This window comes from Pseudoclavibacter endophyticus, assembly GCF_008831085.1.
Taxonomy (GTDB): Bacteria; Actinomycetota; Actinomycetes; order Actinomycetales; family Microbacteriaceae; genus Pseudoclavibacter; species Pseudoclavibacter endophyticus.
The window spans coordinates 180,571-201,342 of the sequence record NZ_WBJY01000004.1; the positions used below are offsets into that span (position 1 = coordinate 180,571).

A 20,772-nucleotide genomic window follows, 5' to 3' on the forward strand; every position below is an offset into this window, starting at 1 on the left:
CCGGAGGACAGCATGAACACGTCACCAGACACCCCGCGCCCTGCACGCGGCTATGCCGATGTCGATCGTGAGATTGAAGAGATGCTCGTCGACGCCGAGCACACCGTCGCCCGGCTGAAGGCGGAGCTCGCCGCCCGCCGTGCCCAGCGCGAGGCGGCCGCCTCGGGAGTCCCGAGTGGTCCCAGCGAGCTTTCGCCCGAAGAGCGCGAGGCGCTCGCGCACGCTGAGATCGATCGACTCGAAGAGCACCTCGCAAACGCCAAGGTGCGCTGGAGCGAGGTGCGGTCGTTCCTCGAAGACGCGCTGAACCAGCTCATTGCCCGGCACCAGACGCCCGACGCCTCCGCCTCCGCTTCCGAGGCGCCAACCGCCACCACGCCCCGCACGGGCACCGATGAGGAGCCCTCGCGATGACCGCTCGCAGCATCCGAATCGCCGCCACGTCGTTCGCCGCGCTTGCGGCGCTGACGGGCTGCGCGACCGCGGCGAACGAGGGCGCCGAGATCACCGTCTCGGGCTCGGCCACGGTCGCGCCGATCACGCAGGCGGTCGCCGATCAGGGACGGTTCGCCATTGACCTCGCCGCCGAGGGAACCATCAATGGGTTCGAGCGATTCTGCGCCGGCGAGACCGACCTCAACAACGCCTCGACGGCGATTCCGGAGGAGTTTGTGGCGTCCTGCGCCGAGAACGGCGTCGACTTCGTCGAGTTGCCGATTGGGCTCGACGCGATGACCCTCGTCCGAAACGAAGCGAACTCGTTCGCGACTGACCTCTCGATGACCGAGCTCGCCGACATCTGGGCACCCGACTCGACGGTCACCACGTGGGCCGACGTGCGGTCGGAGTGGCCCGACGACGAGATCGGGCTCTACGGTCGGCCGGACGGCTCAGGAACGTTCGATTTCTTCACGAACACCGTCAACGGCGAGCCCGGCTCCATCCGCGACGACTACCAGGCCACGAACGACATGGTCGAGTTGACAAGCTGGGTCGCTGACGACGAGAACGCCCTGGCGTTCATGGGCGTCGGCAACTACCTGGAGGCCGATGAAGAGCAGCGCGACCGGATCACGAACATCGCGATCGATGGCGTCATGCCCACGCTCGAGCACGCGCAATCTGGCGAGTACACGCCGTTCTCGCGCCCGCTGTTCATCTACGTGTCGCTCCAGGCGATCGAGGAGAAGGCGGCCGTCGCCGAGTTCGTCGATTACTACGTCGACTACGTGCCGAACGCCCTGCCCTTCACGGGCTTCTACGGCCTCGGCGACGAGGTCACGGAGCTCGTGCAGGCGCGCTGGGAAGCACGCACCCCCGGAGCCATGTTCGACGGCGACGAGTTCCCCACGGGAGACCTTGCGGCGGCGCTTTCGAGCTGACACCAGCCCGGCACCCGCAGCGCGCCAGGAGCGTCGACGACGGTCGGCGCTCTTGGCGTTCCTCCTGCCGGGCGGTCGGATGCCCATGGTGGTGTTCGGCGTGGGTGCAGAGCTCCGTGCGATACTGGGTCTTGGTCCACCCATCGAGTGCGACGAAAAGCTTTGCGCGCGGCGCGGGCGGCGGCCGACACGGTCGTGGTCCGATCGACGCGCCCAACGCCGCAACCGCGGCACCAACACCAACAACCGTCGGCCGAACGGCACGACGTACACAGTTTGAGAGCGAGGCGCGACGAGCGTCTCCACGAGCAACCGGCGGACCGCGCGGACGCAGGGCAACGCCGGGCGAGGAGTGCACCAGGAATGGTGGAATACAACGAGCAGGAGCATGGCGACCCTGCAACTGAGGCGATCGCTCCCACGTCGTCTGACGCTGAGCGATCGGCGACCGGGCCCGACCCGGTCGCCGCCGAGGCGACGACCCCCTCAACTGAAAGCGTCGAGCGGCCAGGCGGGAGAGAATCCGGCCCGGACGGCGATGCTGTCGGCACGGCTTCGACCGATGCCCAAGTCGGCGAGGCAGATGCGGGCGAGGCAGCGGTCGATGGGGATGACCGTGAGGTTCCGGTCGATGCGGATGCCCCCGAGGTCCCGGTCGACCCGGATGATCGCGAGGCCGCGGTCGGCGTGGACGACGGCGACGCCGCGACCGGTGTGGACTCGAGCGTGGCGGCGGAAGCGGCCGTCGAGTCGGGCACCGCGACCGATGTGACCGACACCGCTCAGGCTGAGGCGACCCGGGAACTCGACGCGACGCCCGCATCCGGCACGACCGGCACCGAGCCCGAAACGCCACACGAGCCGGAACCCGAGGAGAAGCAGCGCGCGGCAGCGGAGCCCGCGGACGAGCGGGAGCGCGCGGACGAGAAGCGCGCTGCGTCGTCGAAGCTCAAGGGGTTTCCGGAGGTCATCACGACGACGACGCTCTTCTTTGTCGCTCCGGACCTCCCTCCCGTCGATGACTGGAGCAAGGGTGATGACTGGAGCAAGGCCGATGACTGGGGCAAGGGCGACGACGCCGACCGTGACGACGATCACGGTGACCGAGACGAGGGCCGCTCCGGTCGTCGCCGCGGCCGCAACTCGCGCAAGCACCGGGGTGACCGCGACGATCGCGGCAATGACGGAGCGAACGACCGCGGCGGGAAGAGCGACCGCGGTGACAGGACCGACCGGCACGACAAGACCGACCGCGGTGACAAGAACGACCGGCACGACAAGAACGACCGGCACGACAAGGGCGACAGGCGCGACAAGGACGAAAGGCACGACAGGGGCGACAGGTACGACAAGTCCGACAGGGGGGCGAAGCGAAACGACCCGGAGCCCATCACGGAGCCCCAGAAGATCAAGGGGTCGACCCGCCTCGAGGCCAAGCGTCAGCGCCGCCGGGAGGGCCGCGAGGTCAGCCGCCGCCGCCCCGTTGTGACCGAATCCGAGTTCCTCGCGCGCCGTGAGTCGGTCGACCGCGTCATGCTCGTGCGCGCGAAGGACGGCCGGGTGCAGATCGGTGTGCTCGAAGATCAGGTGCTCGTCGAACACTACGTCGCACGCTCGAGCGAGTCATCGCTGATCGGCAACGTCTACCTCGGGCGCGTGCAGAACGTGCTGCCGAGCATGGAGGCCGCATTCATCGACATCGGCCGCGGTCGCAACGCCGTGCTGTACTCCGGCGAGGTCGACTGGTCCGTGGCCGAGCTGGGCGGCGGCCAGGCACGGCGCATCGAGAACGCCCTCAAGCCGGGCGACCGCGTGCTCGTGCAGGTCACGAAGGATCCTGTCGGACACAAGGGGGCGCGGCTCACGAGCCAGGTGTCGCTGCCCGGCCGCTACCTCGTCTACGTGCCGGGCAATGCCATGAACGGCATCAGTCGCAAGCTGCCGGACACCGAGCGGGCGCGCCTCAAGAAGATCCTGAAAGAGGTGCTGCCGCAGGGCGTCGGCGTGATCGTGCGCACGGCTGCGGAGGGCGCAACGCGCGAGCAGCTCGAGCGCGACGTGAACCGGCTGACGGCGCAGTGGGAGGACATCCGGAAGCGCGTGGCCAACGGGCCCGCGCCCGCCCTGCTCCATTCCGAGCCCGACCTGCTCATCAAGATCATCCGCGATGTCTTCAACGAAGACTTCCAGAAGATCGTGATTCAGGGAGAGGCCGAGCTCGAGACGATCACCGCCTACCTGAATCAGGTGGCCCCCGACCTCGTCGAGCGCATCGAAGCGTTCGACGGCGAAGATGCGTTCCAGGCGTATCGGGCGACGGAGCACATCGAGAAGGCCCTTGAGCGCAAGGTCTGGCTGCCGTCGGGCGGTTCCCTCGTGATCGACCGCACCGAGGCCATGACGGTCGTCGACGTCAACACCGGCAAGTTCGTCGGGTCCGGCGGCAATCTCGAGGAGACCGTCACGAAGAACAACCTCGAGGCCGCCGAAGAGGTCGTGCGCCAGCTGCGTCTGCGCGACATCGGCGGGATCATCGTGATCGACTTCATCGACATGGTCCTCGAATCGAACCGCGATCTCGTGCTGCGCCGGCTCGTCGAGTGCCTGAGCCGTGACCGCACCAAGCATCAGGTCGCCGAGGTCACGAGCCTCGGGCTCATCCAGATGACCAGAAAGAAGCTCGGTCTCGGCCTGCTCGAGACCTTCAGCGAACCGTGCGCGACGTGCGCGGGGAGGGGCGTGGTGGTGCATCACGACCCCGCGGCCAAGCATCGCGCGACCGACGATGCGCCCTCCGGTCGCTCGGGACGGCGCGGACGCGGCGGCCAGGGCGAATCGAATCGCAAGGCCGGCGCATCGACCGGCGACGGGAACAACGGCAACGGCAACGGTGGCACGCACGCCATCACCGACGAGGCCCGCGGGGCGCTATCGCGCATCGCGGCGTCGACGCTGTCCGGCGTCCCGAAGAACGAAGCCGGCAAGGATGAGCCCGACGGCGGTGCGCCGAGTGACGCGCAGGCCGCGGGCGGCACCGCACCGACGTCCGGTGGCGATTCTGCGGTCGAGGGAACGGAAGCGTCGCCCGCCGACAGCGCTGAGCGACGTGACGCGCCCGACCAGCAGGGTGAGGGCCGAAGCCGTCGATCGCGTCGCGGCCGCCGACGCGGACGCGGCAACAACGGCGGCTCGGAACAGCAGTCAGACGCGGCGACGGCAGACCCGCAGGACGGCGGTGGCCGAGCGTCCCGGAGTGACGAAAGCGGCGCGATCGGCGCAGCGTCACCGGACGGGGACGCGGGCTCGGTGCTCCCCGACCTCGCGATCGACCTGCCCGCGCCCCGCGGCGAGGAGCCGGCCGTCTCGAGCCCCGACCGTGCGGCGCTCGACGCGCTCAGCAGCGCCCTCGATGCGCTCGGGGACGATGAGCGCGGGGATGCGGGCGCCGATGCGGCCGCGGACTCCACGCCCAGCGGCGCCCCGGATGTGGGGACCGGCGCGGACGAGGCCAAGCCGACCGCTGAGAAGGCGCCCGCGACCGAATCGACCGCGGATGGTTCGGCCGCTGAAGAACCGGTTGCCGAAGAGCCGGTCGAGGCGGCCGCGGTGGCTCCTGTTGCGCCGGCGACGGCCGCCGACCCGGCTCCATCCGCTCCGGACCGCAGCGGAGCATCGGGTCGTCCGAAGCGTCGTCGCGTGACCGTAGCGATGAACGACGACGAGGGCGGGGCGACGCACTGAGCTTGACGGCCCAACGCGGGCCGCGTAAACTTGGTCGCTGTTGCACGTGGGCACGTGGGTGCGATCCCGATCGCCCGTGTCACCGCGTGCTGAGCTTGCGTTGCGGAGGCTCACCGGCTCGGTTCGGGCGCGGGAGGCTGCGAGAACACGATTCGCGAACACCCGTTGGCGAAGACCGGGTTGGCGGCACGAGCGACGACCTCGGCAATGAGAACACATCAGCTCGGCTTCGGCCGGGCACCGAAGAAAAGGACCCAGAAGTGGTATTCGCAGTTGTGCGCGCCGGTGGCCGGCAGGAAAAGGTCGAGGTGGGCGACGAGATCAGCGTGAACCGCGTCGTCGCCGATGAAGACGGCAACATCACGTTCCCCGCGCTGCTGCTCGTCGACGGCGAGACCGTCACGAGCGACGCGGCGAAGCTTGCCGGCGTCACGGTGACCGGCGAAGTCCTCGAAGACTTCCGCGGCCCCAAGATCGTCATCCAGAAGTTCAAGAACAAGACCGGGTACAAGAAGCGCCAGGGCCACCGCCAGGAGCTCACCCGCGTCAAGATCACCGACATCACCGAGAAGTAAGCCTGGGAGGCGTACGAAATGGCACACAAGAAGGGTGCGAGCTCATCTCGCAACGGTCGTGACTCGAACGCCCAGTACCTGGGCGTCAAGCGCTACGCGGGCCAAGAGGTCAACGCCGGCGAGATCCTCGTCCGCCAGCGCGGTACGCACTTCCACCCCGGCGCCGGTGTCGGTCGCGGCGGTGACGACACGCTGTTCGCCCTCGAGGCGGGTGTCGTGAAGTTCGGCGCGAAGGGCCGCCGCAAGGTGGTCAACATCGTCACGGCGGACGCGTAGTCCGCAGCCAAGACGAGCCCACGGTGGCTCGCGAACACGTTTCACGATGAGGGGTGGCACACGCCACCCCTCATCGTCGTTTCGGCCGCAGGTGCCGAAACACCCGGCAGCAAACCAAGTGAGGATCGGAGGAGTCATGGCGACGTTCGTCGACGAGGTCACCCTGTATCTGCGCGCGGGCGCGGGGGGCAACGGTTGCGCCTCGATCAAGCGCGAGAAGTTCAAGCCGCTCGCCGGCCCCGATGGCGGGAACGGCGGCGACGGCGGCGACATCGTGCTCGTCGCCGATCCTCAGGTCACGACGCTGCTGAGCTACCACCATTCGCCGCATCGCTCAAGCGAGAAGGGCGGCTTCGGCATGGGCGACTTTCGCAACGGCGTGACGGGTGGCGACCTCGAGCTCCCGGTACCGGTCGGCACGGTCGTGCGCGACGCCGAGGGCGTCGAACTCGCCGACCTCTCCGAGACCGGAATGCGCTTCGTGGCCGCCGAGGGCGGTCAGGGCGGGCTCGGGAACGCGGCGTTGTCGTCCACCAAGCGCAAGGCCCCGGGCTTCGCCCTGCTCGGCACGCCCGGCGAAGAGGTCTCGCTCCTGCTCGAGCTCAAGACCGTCGCCGATGTCGCGCTCGTCGGCTACCCGTCGGCGGGCAAGTCGAGCCTCATCGCCGCGATGTCGGCCGCGAAGCCGAAGATCGCCGACTACCCGTTCACGACGCTCCACCCGAACCTCGGCGTCGTCGAAGCGGGGCAGACGCGTTTCACGGTCGCCGACGTGCCGGGGCTGATCGAGGGCGCGAGCGAGGGGCGCGGGCTCGGTCACGAGTTCCTGCGCCACGTCGAGCGTTGCTCGGCGCTTCTGCACGTTCTCGACTGCGCCACGCTCGACCCGGGGCGCGACCCCGTCTCCGACCTCGGCGTGATCCTGCGCGAGCTCGAGGCCTACGAGGTGCCCGAGGGGCAGGTGCCCTTGCTGGAGCGGCCCCAACTCGTTGCGCTGAACAAGATCGATGTGCCGGATGCCCGTGAGCTCGCGGAGTTCGTTCGCGGAGATCTCGAGGAGCGCGGCTACCGCGTGTTCCTGATTTCCGCGGCGAGCCACGAGGGGCTGCGCGAGCTCGGCTTCGCCCTCGGCGAGCTCGTCGAGGCCGATCGGTCGGTCCGCGCGGACGCGGAAGCGACGAAGCCGCGCATCGTGCTGCGTCCGAGGGCGGTCGACGCGAAGGAGTTCGAGGTGCGCGTCGAGGGCGGAACGTACGGCAACCTCTACCGCGTGCTCGGCCGCAAGCCGGAGCGCTGGGTTGCCCAGACTGACTTCCAGAACGACGAGGCGGTCGGCTACCTCGCGGATCGCCTCAACCGGCTCGGCGTGGAGGACGCGCTCTTCAAGGCCGGGGCGGTCGCGGGCTCGACCGTCGTGATCGGGCCCGGCGACGGCATGGTGTTCGACTGGGAGCCGACGCTCACCTCGGCCGCCGAGGTCCTGGTGGGGCCCCGCGGCAGCGACCTGCGGCTGGACGAAAACCAGCGCTCGACGCGTCGCGAGCGGCGCGACGCGTACTTCGAGCGCATGGATGCCAAGGCCGAGGCTCGTGCTGAACTGGAGCGCGAGCGTGAGGCCGGGATCTGGACGGCCGACCAGGGCGCTGACGAGGGCAGCGAGGCACCCGGCCGTGCAGGGGATGACTAAGATGTTCCTCATGATCGAGCTCATCGCTGCCGCCGAAGAGGGGCACCACGTCGTCAACGAACTCTTCATGCCCCCATTCATGTTTGGCGTGCTCGCCTTCGCGATCTTGATGCTGCTCACGGTCCTGACCTTCCTCTTCCGCAATACTCAGCATTCGCACCCCGAGGCCTCCGCGGTGTCGCCCTACACGCCGTACGTGCATCCCGGCCACGACACGGATGAGTAGCGCGCGAGCGGGCACGACGCGGGTATGACCGACCGTTCCACTGCATCCACGCCGGCCAAGCGCCGGGTCGGGATCATGGGCGGCACGTTCGACCCCATTCACCACGGGCACCTCGTGGCGGCGAGCGAGGTGGCGAAGAGCTTCGACCTCGACGAGGTGGTGTTCGTTCCCACCGGCAATCCCTACATGAAGCGCAACGTGTCGCCGAGCGAGGACCGCTATCTCATGACGGTCATCGCGACGGCGTCGAACCCGCGTTTCACCGTCAGTCGCGTCGACATCGATCGCGACGGCCCCACCTACACCGTCGACACGCTTCGCGACGTGATGCGGTTGCGTCCCGACTCTGAGCTCTTCTTCATCACCGGCGCCGACGCGATCGCTCAGATCCTCGAATGGAAAGACTCGGACGACATGTTCGAGTACGCCCACTTCGTCGCGGTCTCGCGGCCGGGCCACGAGCTCGTGCTCGACGACAGCCTGCCTCGGGAGTCGGTCAGCGTCCTCGAAGTCCCCGCCCTTGCGATCTCGTCGACCGACTGCCGGGATCGGGCTCGCCGCGGTTACCCGGTCTGGTATCTCGTGCCGGATGGGGTCGTGCAGTACATCGCGAAGCACCGGCTCTACACCGATTCCGATCATGACGAGGAGCGTGCTTCAGCGCCCGAGGGGTCGGCCGTCTTCTCGTCCGACCGGGCGCACGAGGTCGCCACATGACCGCCGATCGCCCCCTGACCCGGCGCGAGATACGCGAGCGCGAACGTGCCGCGGCCGAGTCGCCCGCACACGGGCCCGGCGTGGAAGCGGCGGCGCGTGCAGCCGCGCCGGCAGCGCCGCCGCAAGAGCCCAGGGCGATCACGCCCCAGCAGGAGCCCCAGCGGCGCCCGCGTCAGCATCGCTCATCGCTCGATCCCGTCGAGTGGCGGCTGAGCACGAGCGACATGAGCTCGGTGCGCGATGAGTTGGATGCTCGCTTCTCCGGCCAGGAGGGCGGCGGCGACGGTCTCGATGACGACGTGTCGCGTGCGGCCGAACGGGCTGCGTCGCCCGCGGAGCAGCCGGCGCCCGCGACCCGCCGGAGCCGCCGCGACGAGCAGGTGCCAGCGGGCGAACGGCTGGCCATGCCCGAGACGCCGGTGCAGCACGCGCCGCCGGTGCCGCGAGCAACCGTGTCGCCAGGTGAGCGCAGTGCGCCGCATGAGCCCGAGGCGCCCGCACGTGCTGCCGACGCGCCCTCCGAGGACTGGGCGGCCGCCACCTGGGCGTCGTCGCCGTCGTCGCCGCTCGGCGACCTGCCCGATACCGCGCCGACCGCGACGGCATCCGGCACGACGGCATCCGGAAACACGGCATCCGGCAACACGGCTTCCCGGCCCCTGGCGCCGGAAGCGGCAGCAGCGCCTCGCGTTCGCGACCAGGCCGCGCACCGCGACGAGGTCGAGACGGGGCCAGATGGCTACTTCGAGCGGCTCGCGACGGCGAGCGTCGGCGATGCGCCGACGGGCATGATCGTGATGCCCGAGGTCATCAACCCAGACATCACCGGCGCACTTTCGGGTTCCGGCGACGTCATGGTGACGGGGTCGATGCGCATCTCGCGCGACCTTTCGAGCTTCGGTGCCTACCGTGACGGTCTCGATCAGTTCGATGCCGAGACCGGCATTGTGACCGACGAGAGGCGGAGTGAGCACTCGCCGGTGCCTGCCCGCGATGCCGTCTCGCTGAGCAGGGCCCCGGGTGTTCGTGTGGCGCCGGAGCCCCACCGGCACCTCGGCGTGTGGATCTGGGTTGTCGTTGGCGCGATCGGCGTCGCCGTCGTCGGGGGCGGGGGAGTGCTGCTGTACGGGGTGGTGAGCGGATGGTTCTAGCTCCCCGATCGGGCGTCGACGCCGCGCCCGCCATGAAACGTTTTTGCCAACCGAGAGGAACCGAATGACAGCCTCCGAGCGAGCCGTCGAGCTTGCCAAGATCGCGGCCAAGGCCGCTGACGACAAGCAGGGAGACGAACTCGTCGGCCTCGATGTCTCGGCGAACATGCCGCTGACCGACGTATTCCTCATCGCCTCCGGGCGCAACGAGCGCCTCGTGCTCGCGATCGCGGAGGAGATCGAAGACCAGCTGCTTGAGCAAGCGCGCCAGAAGGCCATCCGCCGGGAGGGGCGCGACGAGGGGCGCTGGGTACTGCTCGATTTCGGCGATCTCATCGTGCACGTGTTCCACGAAGAAGACCGTGCGTACTACGGGCTCGAACGGCTGTGGCGCGATGCGCCGGTCGTCGATCTCGGGCTTCACGCGGCCGGAACATCCGGCGACTCGCGACAGGAGTAGGTTCGACGGGTTGGGCGCGTCCGCACGATCGGGCGCGCAACGTTCGGCTGCGAGGAAGAAACGTATGATGAGCACGCCAACCAGGCGGCCTTGGCTGTGGTTGATCGCGATCGGCCTGGTGGCCGGATTCATGTCGGGCATGTTCGGCGTGGGCGGCGGCATCCTGATCGTGCCCGCCCTTATCTACCTGGCCCGCCTCGAGCCGAGGCTGGCCGCCGGCACGTCGCTGCTCGCGATCTTCCCGGTGGCGATCGTCGGCGTCACGACATACGGCATCGGCGGGCACGTGGACGTGCTGCTCGCGCTCCTCCTCGCCGTCGGCTCGATCCTCGGGGCGCCGCTCGGCTCATGGTTGCTGTCGAAGGTATCGCGCACCGCGCTGCAACTCGCGTTCATCGCGTTCATGCTCGTCGTGATCGTCTCGCTGTTCATCGTGATCCCCTCGCGAGACGCCGAAGTCGACATCACCTGGGTCACGGGCCCGCTCATCTTCCTGCTCGGCTTCATCGTCGGCATCATGTCGGGCCTGCTCGGCATCGGCGGGGGCGTCGTCATCGTCCCCATGCTGGTGCTGCTCTTCGGGTCGAGCGACCTCATCGCCAAGGGTTCGTCGCTGCTCATGATGATCGGCACGAGCATCTCGGGCACGATCAGCAACATCCTGCGCAAGAACGTCGACGTGCCGTCGGCCATCGTGGTGGGGGTGTGCGCGTGTTTCACGACGACCCTCGGCGCGATCGTCGCGGCGGCCGTGTCACCGCTCGCCGCAAACATCGCCTTCGCGGTGTTCCTCGTACTCATCGTGATCCGGATGCTCGTCGACGTGATCAACCAGAACCGCCGCACCAAGCCCGGCGCCTAGCGCCACCGTCCTCGCCTCGGCGTTTTGCGTCGTCGGAGCCGGATGGGCTATATTCGTCTGGTTGCTTTCAAGTAGCTGAATTGCCTCGGTAACGGGGCCTGGGTCTGTGGCGCAGCTGGTAGCGCACCTGCATGGCATGCAGGGGGTCAGGGGTTCGAGTCCCCTCAGATCCACCACGATGCTCGTACTCGAACCCTCGACATGAGCAAATCATCGGACAGTGAGTCCAGGAAGAGCCCGCCGGTTTCGGCGGGCTTTTTGTTTGCCCCATAGTCGCGGGGGCCGCGGCTGTGTGAGCGCGTCGGGCGTCAGTGACGATGGCGCGGGTGGTGACGTCGAAGACGAGGTCGGTACCTGGTGGCTCGCGTTGACGTGGTGCTGTCCGTCCTCGTCGATGGTAATGAGGTGAACCGTCACGGGTTTGATGTCGCTTCCTTGTGAGTCAAGGAGGATGAGCACATGCGGACCCCGCCCTGAAGGATCGGGCGCTTCGGATGGTCGCTGAGCACAGGTCGGACTACCCGTCGATGACCGCGGACTCGAAGGCTGTCGCGGATCAGCTCGGTATCGGTAAGGAGACGGTGCGTCGGTGGGTCGTCCAGGCCGACGTCGATGCCGGGGACCGGCCAGGGACCTCGAGCGAGGAAAGCGCTGATATCCGCAGGCTGAAGGCCGAGAACCGCGGGTTGCGCGAGGACAACGAGATCCTGCGGAGGGCCTCGATTTTCTCGTGCCTGGCGGCAGGCCAACAGGCTGGTCGCGGTCAGGATCGTGTCCGGCGCTGTCGTCATCGACGCCATGCTCGCAACTCGCGGCACCCCCGAGGGGCTTGACGGCCTTCGGAAGATGACCGCGCACCTGCGACGCCAGGGCCCCGTCGTGGCGCACTGCACGGTGGACCGATTGATGCGCGACGTGGGCATGAACGGTGTGCGCCGCGGCAAGGAAGCTGCGCGCCACCATCCCAGGCCGGGCCGGGCACCGGGCCGGTGACCTGCTGGACCGCGACTTCACCGCCGCTGCGCTCAACACCCGGTGGGTCGCGGACCACCTTCGTGCGGACGTGGGCGGAATTCGTCTACGTCGCCTTCGTCGTGGCGCTTGGCTCAGCGGATCGTGGGCTGGCACGCCGCGACGACGAAGGTCACCGACCTGGTCCTGACCTCGTTGCGGATCGCGATGTGGGACCGCGACCGACACGGCCATCCCGTCGCGCCCGGCACCGGTCGCGTCATGCACGGCAGTCCCCCCCCAATGCCTCTTCGCATGCTGGTCCTGGCATAGCGTGCAAGCCCAACCAGGACACGGTGAGCGGGGTCATTATCGAGACGGCGGTCCCCATGTCGGCGCAGGTCATGAGATTCAGCATCACTCGTCGAGGAGGTTCGAGGCTTGCTGCCACGCCTCTTCATTCCAATCCTCCTTCCCTCAGTGTGGCCAGTCGACGATGAGCGTCCGCTCGGGCGCCGGCTCGAGTTCGTGCATGAACTGATCGCGAAGTACGGTGCGGTTCTTGCTGACATGATCGGCACACCGTCGAGTAAAAAGCTGCGTTCTGCGAAGATATGCGCGTTCCCGTGTAGACGCGGCGCTCGACGGACTGATCCATCACGCGGACCACGGCTCGAACAATATGTCGATGGTCTACACCGACCGCGTCGTCGAACTCGGCCGCGTCCCCGTCGACCGGGACCGCCGGCGACAGCAACGACAACGCCCTCGCCGAGGCGGTCAACAACCTCTACAAGACCGAGCTGATCCGTCAACAAGGACCCTGGAGGACGGTCGAGCAGGTCAAACTCGAGACGATCGAATGGGTGTGGTGGTGGACCCACCAGCGCCGCCACGGCGAGCTCGACATGCGAAGCCAGGCCGATTCAGTCCCGAGTGGGTTTGTCAGGATCGTCAGGGCTGGGGCGGTTCGTCCTCACCGGCGGCTTCGGCAGCGTCGGCCTCCTCGCGGGTTGCGAACGCGGCGCCGGCAGCATGCTCCGGTGGACTGTAGATGGTGTAGAGCACCAGCGACTCCTCGCCGGTGTTGCGGAAGTTGTGCTGGGCGCCGGCAGGAACTGCGCACTGGTCGCCTGCCTCAATGGGGTGGGTGTGGCCGTTGAGGTCGGCTTCTCCGGTTCCGGAGACGAAGGTCAGGATCTGGTCGGTGTATTCGTGGACCTCGTCGCCGATCTCACCACCGGGCGGAATCGTCATGATGACGATCTGGGCGTGTTCGCCGGTCCACAGCACCTTCCGGAAGTCGGGGTTATCCCGGGCGACGTCCGCGATAGTGAAGTGCTCGACGTTGTCTCCCAGGGTGAAGTTTTTTTCGGTCATGGCTGATCTCCTCTGCTTCCTGTGTAGCTGTCTGTGTGGGTCGTGTCGCTGCCTGAGTTTTCATGACTATCCGCGTCCGGGGCAGCCGGGGCGAGGGGCTCCGGACCGCCACGCGGATTTGACGTCAGGCGGTCACCTGCTTCGCCCCTTTCTCGGTGGTCCTCTCGCGCTTGGGCATCTCGGTGGAACCCTGGGCGTTGCGCAGCAGTCGCATGGCGTTGGCGATGACCACCAGCACGGAGGCTTCGTGGACCAGCATGCCGATCGACATGGTCACCCCTCCGGCGAAGATTCCTGCCAGCAGCAGCACCACGGTGATCAGGGCGATCGCGATGTTCTGCCGCATCACGGACACGGTCCGCTTAGCCAGGCCGATAGCCTCCGGCAGCTTGAGCAGGTTGTCGCCCATCAGTGCGATGTCCGCGGTCTCCACGGCAACGGCCGAGCCAGCTGCCCCCATCGCCACGCCGATGTTTGCGGTGGCCAAGGCCGGGGCGTCGTTGACGCCGTCGCCGACCATGGCGATGATGTGGCCCTCTTGCTGCAGTTGCACGACCGCGTCCAGCTTGTCCTCGGGGAGCAGGGAGGCGTGGATCTCGTCGATCCCGGTGGCTGTCCCGATGGCCTCGGCCACCAGCCGGGTGTCGCCTGTGAGCATGACCACCTTCTCCACGCCGGCCTGGTGCAGGCGGGCGACCATCTCGGGCGCATCCTGTCGGATCTGGTCTGCGACGGCGACGACGCCGATCACCTTGTCGTCGACGGCCACGATCATGGGCGTCTTGCCGTCGGCGGCTAGCGCTTTCGCCGCCTGGGCGGCGCTGCCATCGTCGGGAACGTTGTACTGCTCCAGCAACGGCGGGTTACCGATCAGCACCTGCCGGCCGTCAACATCGGAAACGATGCCCTTGCCGGGTACCGGGGTGACAGTACCGGGAATACCGTGCGGGCCTACTCCGTCGGCCTGGGCCGTTTCCAGGATGGGACGGGCCAAAGGATGTTCGGAGCCGGCCTCCGCGGCGGCAGCCCAGCGCAGCACTTCGGTGCGGTCTAGCGCCGAATCCAGGAGCACGATATCGGTCAGCTGCGGACGGCCCTCGGTGAGGGTGCCGGTCTTGTCTACAGCGACCGCCGAGATTCTCGCCGAGGTCTCCAAGAACTCCCCACCCTTGATCAGGATGCCGTTGCGGGCCGCGCGGCCAATGCCGGCCACGATCGCGACCGGGATGGAGATCACCAGGGCGCCAGGGCAGCCGATGACCAGCAAGGTCAGGGCGAGCACCACGTCGCCGGAGATCAGCCCGGCCACCAGTGCCAGCACCATCACCGCAGGGGTGTACCAGCGGGAGAAGCGGTCGATGAACGCCTGGGTCTTCGCCTTGGCGTCTTGGGCCTCTTCTACCCGGTGGACGATGCGGGCCAAGGTGGTGTCCGCGCCGATGCCGGTGGCCAGCACCTGTAGGAATCCACCGCGAGAAACGGTGCCGGCGAAGACCTGGCTGCCTTTGATTTTCTCCACCGGGATCGCCTCGCCCGTGATGGAGGCCTCGTCGATGGCCCCGGTGCCGGAGACAACCTGGCCGTCCACGGGCACCTTCGCGCCGTTCTTGACCAGGACGATCTCGCCCATTCTCACCTGCCCGGCAGGGATCTCCTGTTGCTCGCCGTTGCGCACGACGATCGCGGAATCTGGGGCGACGGCGACGAGTTCGGCCAGTGCCGAGCGCGTCTTGTTCAGGGTCGCAGCTTCGAGGGCGTGGCCGATCGCGAATAGGAACGTCACTGCCGCGGCCTCCCAGAAGTTACCGATGATGACCGCGCCGATCGCCGCAACCGACACGAGCAGGTCGATGCCGATGACATTGGCGATCAGCGCACGAACCGCCTTCGCCACAATCCCGTAGCCGGCGACCACGGCCGCGGCGAGCATAAAGCCGTCCCCGAGGGTGAAGACCGCGCCGGCGTGGGTGGCGTGGGCGCCGGCCTCGAGCCACCACTGGGGGCTCACGGTGAGGTCGGCCACACCCCCGGCCAGCCATTGGATGGCGAACGAGAGGATGATGAGCATGCCGGACACGATGGGAACCGACCAGTTCCCATAGACCCATTTCTGGAGTCTGTTCATTTTCGGGTACGACCTTTCTGGGTCTCGTGCCATCGGACCGGCCCAGTGGAATGAGGGAAGGACGTTCCGCGGGCGTTGGTCTTTAGAAAGTCGAGGGGACGGCCTTGTAGCCGGCCTTGGCAACGGCGGCGACGAGGTCATCGGCGGAGATGCGCTCGGCGTCGTAGTTGATCTCGATGCGAGCGGAGGCGAAGTGGACCTTCACGTTCTCAACACCCTTAAGGTGGCCGACCTGCTTCTCGATCTTCGCGACGCAGGACGGGCAGGAGAATCCCTCGGCCCTCAGGACGGTGCGTGTCGTGGTCGAGGTGCTCATTGTGGGTTTCCTTTCGACATGTATTCCTTGCTGACAGCTTCAATGTAGGTCCGCAGCGCCCGGTACTCCTTGACACAGATCAAGTTCGGACGAACACTTTCCGAGGCGTCTCTTGCGCCTCCGGCACGGGCGCCGCGCACGCCGATTTCGGTAGGCTTGCGCCATGGCCGAGGAGGATTTGTGTGTCACCCGCGTCCCGATCTTCCAAGGACTCACGCATGAGGAGCAGTTGCGCGTTGCGGAGTTCGTCCGCCCGATGTGCGTCCACAAGGGGCAGACGGTCGATGCTCCCGGACAGTCGGTGTCGCGTTTGCTGGTGATGCACAGTGGCCAGCTCAAGGTCAGCCACGCGGCGGCCAATGGCCAAGAACAGATCTTGCGCACGGTGACCGACGGTGATGTCGTGGGCGAACGGGCCTTTCTGACCGGCTACCGCCCGAATGACCTCGTGGTCGCGCTGGAAGACAGCCGGATGTGCGTCTTCGATCACGCCGACCTTGCGGCCCTACTACGCGACTTCCCCGACATTAGCCAGCGAATGCTGCGGACACTCTCCGACCGGCTCTTTTCCGTCGAGAGGCGGCTGGCCGCCGTCACTTCCAGCGATGTCAGCGCCCGCGTCGCAGCTTACCTACTGGATCTGCCCGGCAGCATGCGAGACGGCGTGCCCACCGTGCAGATGCCTATGGCAAAGCAAGAAATCGCCGCCTACCTCGGCACGACGCCAGAAACCCTGAGCCGACGTCTCGCCGCGCTCACTGCCTCCGGCATCATCGAACTCCGTGGGCGCCGTGACGTCACGATTCGTGACATTGATGCACTTGAACGCGTGGCCACACCTCGGTAGACCCGATATCGTGTCGGATTGGCGCCGGGTCTCCAGGACCGGTGACGAGCCGAGCACCGTCGTCCGGTTGGATTCTGCTGGATTGATCTGTTGCTGCCGTCAGCATTCCAGCAGGCGGCGCAGGACGCAGGGCAGGATGCCACCGTGGAGGTGGTGCCCGAGCGCTTCCGGATGGCCGCTCACCGGCGATCCTTCAAGACAACCGCGTGCCAATGAGATCCAGTTTGCGCTGTCCCCAGGCGCTCGGGCTCGGCTTCGCGGGGGCCGAGTCGCGATCAGCCGAGTTCGTCCCGGCGGATGACGGTGGTCTCGGCGTCGAGACTGCCGCCGCATGCGTCGAGGAATTTCTGCAGCAGGTCTAGGAACCGCGCACGGTCGGGGCCGAGGGCGTTGAGCGCGTGCCGGTAGGTGTCGAGCGTGGCGTGCAGGTTCCGTTCGAACTCGCGGGCGCCCCTGGGCGTCGCGGTGAAGCGATAGGGCGCGGCGGAGTGGTCACGCTCTCGGACGAGGAGCCCCGCCGTGACCGCGGCGTTGACCTGGCGATTGGCGGTGGACTGTTCGAGCCCGAGCCGCTCGGCGATCTGCTTAAGCGTCCGCGGCTCGTCGTCGGAGAGCAGCCACAGCAGTCGCATATCGGCGGTGCCCAGAGTCGCGCGTTGACTCAGGGTGCGCCGGTGCCGGTCGAGCTCGGTGAACATGCCCGCGAGCGTCCGCGCCTCGTCGCGCGCGTGTTCGGTTCGTGCGCTGATGGTCTCGTCACCTCCGAATGGCGACCTCACGTGGATGTGGAGTCTACACAGCCATGCGCGCCGTGCATCCAAACGCCCACCGAGGCGGGCCGGGCAGCCCCGCTCACCTGGTCGGCGTCAGTTGTTCAGCAGCCGAGTCGGCCGTCCCGGGGGTGTCGACCACCTCCCCGTCGTGGTGCTTCGGGATGCGGGGGATGAGGAACGTGAGCGCGACGGCGAGGAGCGCCGCGCCGGCCCCGATCGCGAAGCAGGTCAGGAACGCGCCGTGCGTCGGGATGGGAGTATTGAGGGGACCGTGGGCGGTGGTTTGGCTGGTGAGGACGGTGGCCATGACCGCTCCGGCGATCGTGGAGCCCATGGAGCGCATCAGGGTGTTGACGCCGACGCTGGAGGAGGCCTCGCTGCGGGGGACGTTCTTCATGATGAGGCTCGGCATGGCCGCGTAGCCGATGCCGATTCCGGCGGAGGAGATGCAGATCGCCAGCGTGAGCGTCCACGGAGTGCCGGTCAAGAAGAGCGCCGTCAAATACCCGGCGGCAAGGACGCCGCCGCCGATCGCGAGCGTCAGCCGTCCGCCGAGACGAGTGAGCATCCGGGAGGACACGGGGGAGAACAGCAGCATCATCACGCCCGCGGGCGCCATCCAAAGTCCCGTCTGCATGATCGTCTGCCCGAGGCCGTGCCCCGTCTCGCTGGGCAGCTGAAGGAGCTGAGGGACGACGATGGATTGGGCCATCATCCCGAACCCCATCGCCAAGGCCGCGAGGTTGGTGAACAGCACCGGGAGCCGGGCAGTGGTGCGCAGGTCGACGAGCGGGTCGCGGTGTTTGAACTCGTAGAAGGCCCAGGCGACGAGCACGGCCGCGCCACCAACGATGAGCCCCAGCGTCGGTGCTGTGACCCAGCCCCAGTCGTTTCCCTTGGTGACGCCGACGAGGACTGCCACCAGTCCGATCGCGAGCCCGAGCGCACCGATCCAGTCCACACGTGCGGGGTGATCGCGTTGAGTGTGGGGCAGGACGATGGCGGAGAGCGTGATCATCACCACGGCCAACCCGGCGGACATCCAGAACAGCACGCTCCAGTGGAAGCTCTCCACGATCCACGCTGCGAGTGGAAGGCCGAGTGCACCGCCCACACCCAGGGTGGCGCTGACGGCCGAGAGGGCGGTGTTCGTCATCTTGGGCGGCGTGACCTCACGGACCATGCTGATCGCGACCGGGATGTAGCCCATCGCCATGCCCTGCAGGACACGGCCGGCCACAACCAGTAGAAAGACGCTCGACACGGCACACAGCAGCGATCCGACGAGCAGAACGATCGCAGAGATCACCATGACGGGTTTCTTGCCGTAGATGTCGGCCAGCCTGCCCGCCACGGGCATGGCGACCGAGCCACCCAAGAGCGTCGCAGTCACCACCCAGGAGGTATTGCTCGGCGTGGTGCTGAGCAGGTCTGGGAGTTCGGCCTGGATCGGGATTACCAGCGACTGCATCAACGCCGCGCACATACTGGAGAAGCCGAGTACCACGACCACCAGCAGGGGACGAGCGACGGGCGCGTCCGGCACGCGCTGAGGGACGGCGGATGAAGCCATTGAAACCCTTCCAAGAGAGACCACCAGGCACTGCGGTCCAGGCACTGCGGTCGATATGTAACCTACACAAGAGGCCTATGTAGAATACACACGGCCACAGTCTCGTGCCAGTTGCGAGCGGAGACGGGGCATGGCCGGCCTCGAGTCGTCATTCATCCCGTGTCGGCACCCCATCACCCAGCGACGCTCGCGCGAGAGCGCCACGAACCGAGGAGAACCCAATGACTGCTCATGGTCTGACTGCGAACAACACGATCTCCGAATGGCTCGACCACCCCGTCGGCGGGGAGCTGGTTCGCGGCCTCCTGGCCCAATCGGGCGTCGATGAAGACAAACTCGCCCCGGTGCGGGGGCTCCCGTTGCAGCAGCTCGTCGCGCTGAGCCAGGGAAGGCTCGCGCAGGACGTCATCGACGACCTCGTGCTCCGGGCGAATGACGGAGTGGCGCCCGTCGGGGAGTCCGCGGCGGGGTGGGTTGAGTTCCCGGTCCCAGGGAGGTTCACGGGAAGGACCGTCATCGTCACGGGTGCCGCTTCCGGTATCGGGCGGGCTGCGAGCAGCCGGCTCGTGCGAGAGGGTGCGACCGTTGTCGCCGTGGACGTGAACGCGGACCGTCTCAGCGAGCTGGCCGCCGAGATCGGCGAGCGCGTGGTGACGGTCGCCGGGGACATCACCCGGCAGGAATCGGTCGACGAGATCGTCGCCGCGGCAGGCGAGCGCATCGACGGTCTGGCGAACGTGGCGGGCATCAACGATGACTTCTCCCCGCTGCACGAAACCAGTGACGAGATGTGGGACCGGGTTATCGGGGTCAACCTCACCGGTGCGTTCAAACTCACACGCGCCGTCTTGCCAATCATGCTCGCCCGCAAGTCGGGGTCGATCGTGAACGTCACGTCCGAGGCGGGGCTCCGCGGCAACGCTTCGGGCAACGCCTATACGGCCTCGAAGCACGGCGTCGTGGGCCTTACTCGCTCGGCCGCGTTCATGTACGGCCCGGATGGTATTCGCGTGAATGCAGTTGCGCCCGGCGGTGTCGCCACGGGCATTCCATTCCCGGAGAACGTCTCTGAATCGGGTTCCGCGCGCTTGCGCCCCTTCCAGTCGCAGATTCCCACCGTCGCGACCGCGGAGCAGCTTGCCGCGTCCATCACCTTCCTCCTCAGCGACGACGGGGTGAACATCAACGGGGCGATCCTTCCCTCCGATGGAGGCTGGTCAGTGCAGTAGCGCCCCAGGGTGCACGCGTGCTCGTTCACTGGGTGTCGGGCTCATTGCCGTCCTCGCGCTGTGCGACGGCGCGGCGGAGCGCGTAGACGCCCTGGACGAGGGCCTCGAGATCGTCGAGAGCAAGTGAGGTGAGGATCTCGTCAGGGGCTTCGCGCTTGTTCAGGAACTGGTCGTAGAGGTCGGCTGACTTGGGGGTCACCGTCAGCCGCTTCACTCGCCGGTCGGCACTCACCTCGTCACGGACCAGGTATCCCATCTCGACGAGCCTCTCGATGCTCACCGAGATCGTCGCGGGCGAGACGTGCAGGTGGTCCGCGAGGGCCCTCCCCGAGGTCGCCTCTCCGGTTGCTACGAGGAGCACGATCTTCAGCTGCTGGAGCGACAACTCGAGCTCCAGCACCGGCTTCAGGCGCGTGCGGGCGAGCAGACGCGTCAGTTCCCTCGTCTCACGCGTGAAGCGCTCGACGAGCTCGGCTTTGGGTTCCCTGGGCATTTCACTCG

Annotated in this window: 20 protein-coding genes, 1 tRNA gene and 1 pseudogene; 16 read left to right on the forward strand and 6 right to left on the reverse strand. The window is 67.5% G+C overall.

What is annotated here, in order from left to right; genetic code table 11:
- The first annotated feature begins 12 nt into the window (after positions 1-12).
- From F8O04_RS13760 to F8O04_RS15310, 14 genes and pseudogenes are all read left to right on the forward strand, one after another.
- Positions 13-414: a hypothetical protein gene (locus F8O04_RS13760; protein WP_188726497.1), complete on the forward strand. Its 402-nt coding sequence runs from the start codon at positions 13-15 to the stop codon at positions 412-414.
- Complete coding sequence (locus F8O04_RS13765; RefSeq protein WP_158029964.1) at positions 411-1,382, forward strand: PstS family phosphate ABC transporter substrate-binding protein; 972 nt, start codon at positions 411-413, stop codon at positions 1,380-1,382. Before F8O04_RS13760 ends, F8O04_RS13765 begins: the two co-directional genes overlap by 4 nt.
- Positions 1,383-1,745: 363 nt before the next feature.
- A complete protein-coding gene (locus tag F8O04_RS15140) occupies positions 1,746-5,123 on the forward strand; it encodes an Rne/Rng family ribonuclease (protein ID WP_225735088.1) in 3,378 nt (1,125 codons plus the stop codon).
- Between the two features lie 260 nt (positions 5,124-5,383).
- A complete protein-coding gene (gene rplU / locus F8O04_RS13775; protein ID WP_158029965.1) occupies positions 5,384-5,698 on the forward strand; it encodes a 50S ribosomal protein L21 in 315 nt (104 codons plus the stop codon).
- Positions 5,699-5,716: 18 nt separating this feature from the next.
- A complete protein-coding gene (gene rpmA, locus F8O04_RS13780; RefSeq protein WP_158029966.1) occupies positions 5,717-5,974 on the forward strand; it encodes a 50S ribosomal protein L27 in 258 nt (85 codons plus the stop codon).
- Positions 5,975-6,110: 136 nt separating this feature from the next.
- A complete protein-coding gene (obgE, locus tag F8O04_RS13785; protein WP_158029967.1) occupies positions 6,111-7,661 on the forward strand; it encodes a GTPase ObgE in 1,551 nt (516 codons plus the stop codon).
- A gap of 10 nt (positions 7,662-7,671) precedes the next feature.
- A complete protein-coding gene (locus F8O04_RS13790; protein WP_158029968.1) occupies positions 7,672-7,887 on the forward strand; it encodes a hypothetical protein in 216 nt (71 codons plus the stop codon).
- Between the two features lie 24 nt (positions 7,888-7,911).
- Positions 7,912-8,604: a nicotinate-nucleotide adenylyltransferase gene (nadD, locus tag F8O04_RS13795; RefSeq protein ID WP_158029969.1), complete on the forward strand. Its 693-nt coding sequence runs from the start codon at positions 7,912-7,914 to the stop codon at positions 8,602-8,604.
- Complete coding sequence (locus F8O04_RS13800) at positions 8,601-9,755, forward strand: flagellar biosynthesis protein FlhF (protein ID WP_158029970.1); 1,155 nt, start codon at positions 8,601-8,603, stop codon at positions 9,753-9,755. Before nadD ends, F8O04_RS13800 begins: the two co-directional genes overlap by 4 nt.
- A 64-nt stretch (positions 9,756-9,819) precedes the next feature.
- Positions 9,820-10,215, forward strand: a complete 396-nt coding sequence (gene rsfS, locus F8O04_RS13805; protein WP_158029971.1) for a ribosome silencing factor — start codon at positions 9,820-9,822, stop codon at positions 10,213-10,215.
- Between the two features lie 67 nt (positions 10,216-10,282).
- A complete protein-coding gene (locus F8O04_RS13810) occupies positions 10,283-11,077 on the forward strand; it encodes a sulfite exporter TauE/SafE family protein (protein WP_308420216.1) in 795 nt (264 codons plus the stop codon).
- 100 nt (positions 11,078-11,177) lie between these two features.
- Positions 11,178-11,253 (forward strand) — tRNA-Ala (locus F8O04_RS13815).
- Between the two features lie 670 nt (positions 11,254-11,923).
- Complete coding sequence (locus F8O04_RS15145) at positions 11,924-12,070, forward strand: IS3 family transposase (RefSeq protein ID WP_404821159.1); 147 nt, start codon at positions 11,924-11,926, stop codon at positions 12,068-12,070.
- Positions 12,071-12,708: 638 nt separating this feature from the next.
- Positions 12,709-12,930 (forward strand): annotated as a pseudogene (locus F8O04_RS15310) (integrase core domain-containing protein); the annotation flags it as partial.
- 52 nt (positions 12,931-12,982) lie between these two features.
- Here F8O04_RS15310 and F8O04_RS13830 read toward each other — a convergent pair.
- From F8O04_RS13830 to F8O04_RS13840, 3 genes are all read right to left on the reverse strand, one after another.
- Entirely contained in the window at positions 12,983-13,408 is a 426-nt protein-coding gene (locus F8O04_RS13830) for a cupin domain-containing protein (RefSeq protein ID WP_158029974.1), read from the reverse strand.
- Positions 13,409-13,532: 124 nt separating this feature from the next.
- The gene (locus F8O04_RS13835) at positions 13,533-15,533 is read right to left on the reverse strand and encodes a heavy metal translocating P-type ATPase (protein ID WP_158029975.1); all 2,001 of its coding nucleotides are present in this window, start codon (positions 15,531-15,533) and stop codon (positions 13,533-13,535) included.
- An 82-nt stretch (positions 15,534-15,615) separates the two neighbouring features.
- Complete coding sequence (locus tag F8O04_RS13840) at positions 15,616-15,849, reverse strand: heavy-metal-associated domain-containing protein (protein ID WP_158029976.1); 234 nt, start codon at positions 15,847-15,849, stop codon at positions 15,616-15,618.
- A gap of 163 nt (positions 15,850-16,012) precedes the next feature.
- Between F8O04_RS13840 and F8O04_RS13845 the strand changes: the two genes are divergently transcribed.
- A complete protein-coding gene (locus F8O04_RS13845; RefSeq protein WP_158029977.1) occupies positions 16,013-16,696 on the forward strand; it encodes a Crp/Fnr family transcriptional regulator in 684 nt (227 codons plus the stop codon).
- A gap of 275 nt (positions 16,697-16,971) precedes the next feature.
- Here the strand turns inward: F8O04_RS13845 and F8O04_RS13850 are convergent, their stop codons facing one another.
- Together F8O04_RS13850 and F8O04_RS13855 are read right to left on the reverse strand one after the other, a co-directional pair.
- The gene (locus tag F8O04_RS13850) at positions 16,972-17,394 is read right to left on the reverse strand and encodes a MarR family winged helix-turn-helix transcriptional regulator (protein ID WP_158029978.1); all 423 of its coding nucleotides are present in this window, start codon (positions 17,392-17,394) and stop codon (positions 16,972-16,974) included.
- A 154-nt stretch (positions 17,395-17,548) separates the two neighbouring features.
- Positions 17,549-19,042 (reverse strand): MFS transporter, encoded by a 1,494-nt coding sequence (locus tag F8O04_RS13855; protein WP_158029979.1) that lies wholly within the window; start codon positions 19,040-19,042, stop codon positions 17,549-17,551.
- Between the two features lie 221 nt (positions 19,043-19,263).
- Here F8O04_RS13855 and F8O04_RS13860 point away from each other — a divergent pair, with 221 nt between their 5' ends.
- Positions 19,264-20,271: an SDR family NAD(P)-dependent oxidoreductase gene (locus F8O04_RS13860; protein WP_158029980.1), complete on the forward strand. Its 1,008-nt coding sequence runs from the start codon at positions 19,264-19,266 to the stop codon at positions 20,269-20,271.
- Positions 20,272-20,296: 25 nt separating this feature from the next.
- Here the strand turns inward: F8O04_RS13860 and F8O04_RS13865 are convergent, their stop codons facing one another.
- Positions 20,297-20,764 carry a MarR family winged helix-turn-helix transcriptional regulator gene (locus tag F8O04_RS13865; protein ID WP_158029981.1) on the reverse strand — a complete coding sequence of 156 codons (468 nt, stop codon included), beginning with the start codon at positions 20,762-20,764 and terminating at the stop codon, positions 20,297-20,299.
- Positions 20,765-20,772: the final 8 nt, after the last annotated feature.

What these genes read in the sequence shown, in the direction of transcription:
- F8O04_RS13760 (WP_188726497.1), top strand. Translation starts at nt 13, where the DNA reads ATGAACACGTCACCAGACACCCCGCGCCCTGCACGCGGCTATGCCGAT.
- F8O04_RS13765 (WP_158029964.1), top strand. Translation starts at nt 411, where the DNA reads ATGACCGCTCGCAGCATCCGAATCGCCGCCACGTCGTTCGCCGCGCTT.
- F8O04_RS15140 (WP_225735088.1), top strand. Translation starts at nt 1,746, where the DNA reads ATGGTGGAATACAACGAGCAGGAGCATGGCGACCCTGCAACTGAGGCG.
- rpmA (WP_158029966.1), top strand. Translation starts at nt 5,717, where the DNA reads ATGGCACACAAGAAGGGTGCGAGCTCATCTCGCAACGGTCGTGACTCG.
- obgE (WP_158029967.1), top strand. Translation starts at nt 6,111, where the DNA reads ATGGCGACGTTCGTCGACGAGGTCACCCTGTATCTGCGCGCGGGCGCG.
- F8O04_RS13790 (WP_158029968.1), top strand. Translation starts at nt 7,672, where the DNA reads ATGATCGAGCTCATCGCTGCCGCCGAAGAGGGGCACCACGTCGTCAAC.
- nadD (WP_158029969.1), top strand. Translation starts at nt 7,912, where the DNA reads ATGACCGACCGTTCCACTGCATCCACGCCGGCCAAGCGCCGGGTCGGG.
- F8O04_RS13800 (WP_158029970.1), top strand. Translation starts at nt 8,601, where the DNA reads ATGACCGCCGATCGCCCCCTGACCCGGCGCGAGATACGCGAGCGCGAA.
- rsfS (WP_158029971.1), top strand. Translation starts at nt 9,820, where the DNA reads ATGACAGCCTCCGAGCGAGCCGTCGAGCTTGCCAAGATCGCGGCCAAG.
- F8O04_RS13810 (WP_308420216.1), top strand. Translation starts at nt 10,283, where the DNA reads ATGAGCACGCCAACCAGGCGGCCTTGGCTGTGGTTGATCGCGATCGGC.
- F8O04_RS15145 (WP_404821159.1), top strand. Translation starts at nt 11,924, where the DNA reads ATGACCGCGCACCTGCGACGCCAGGGCCCCGTCGTGGCGCACTGCACG.
- F8O04_RS13830 (WP_158029974.1), bottom strand. Translation starts at nt 13,408, where the DNA reads ATGACCGAAAAAAACTTCACCCTGGGAGACAACGTCGAGCACTTCACT.
- F8O04_RS13835 (WP_158029975.1), bottom strand. Translation starts at nt 15,533, where the DNA reads ATGAACAGACTCCAGAAATGGGTCTATGGGAACTGGTCGGTTCCCATC.
- F8O04_RS13840 (WP_158029976.1), bottom strand. Translation starts at nt 15,849, where the DNA reads ATGAGCACCTCGACCACGACACGCACCGTCCTGAGGGCCGAGGGATTC.
- F8O04_RS13845 (WP_158029977.1), top strand. Translation starts at nt 16,013, where the DNA reads ATGGCCGAGGAGGATTTGTGTGTCACCCGCGTCCCGATCTTCCAAGGA.
- F8O04_RS13850 (WP_158029978.1), bottom strand. Translation starts at nt 17,394, where the DNA reads ATGTTCACCGAGCTCGACCGGCACCGGCGCACCCTGAGTCAACGCGCG.
- F8O04_RS13855 (WP_158029979.1), bottom strand. Translation starts at nt 19,042, where the DNA reads ATGGCTTCATCCGCCGTCCCTCAGCGCGTGCCGGACGCGCCCGTCGCT.
- F8O04_RS13860 (WP_158029980.1), top strand. Translation starts at nt 19,264, where the DNA reads ATGACTGCTCATGGTCTGACTGCGAACAACACGATCTCCGAATGGCTC.
- F8O04_RS13865 (WP_158029981.1), bottom strand. Translation starts at nt 20,764, where the DNA reads ATGCCCAGGGAACCCAAAGCCGAGCTCGTCGAGCGCTTCACGCGTGAG.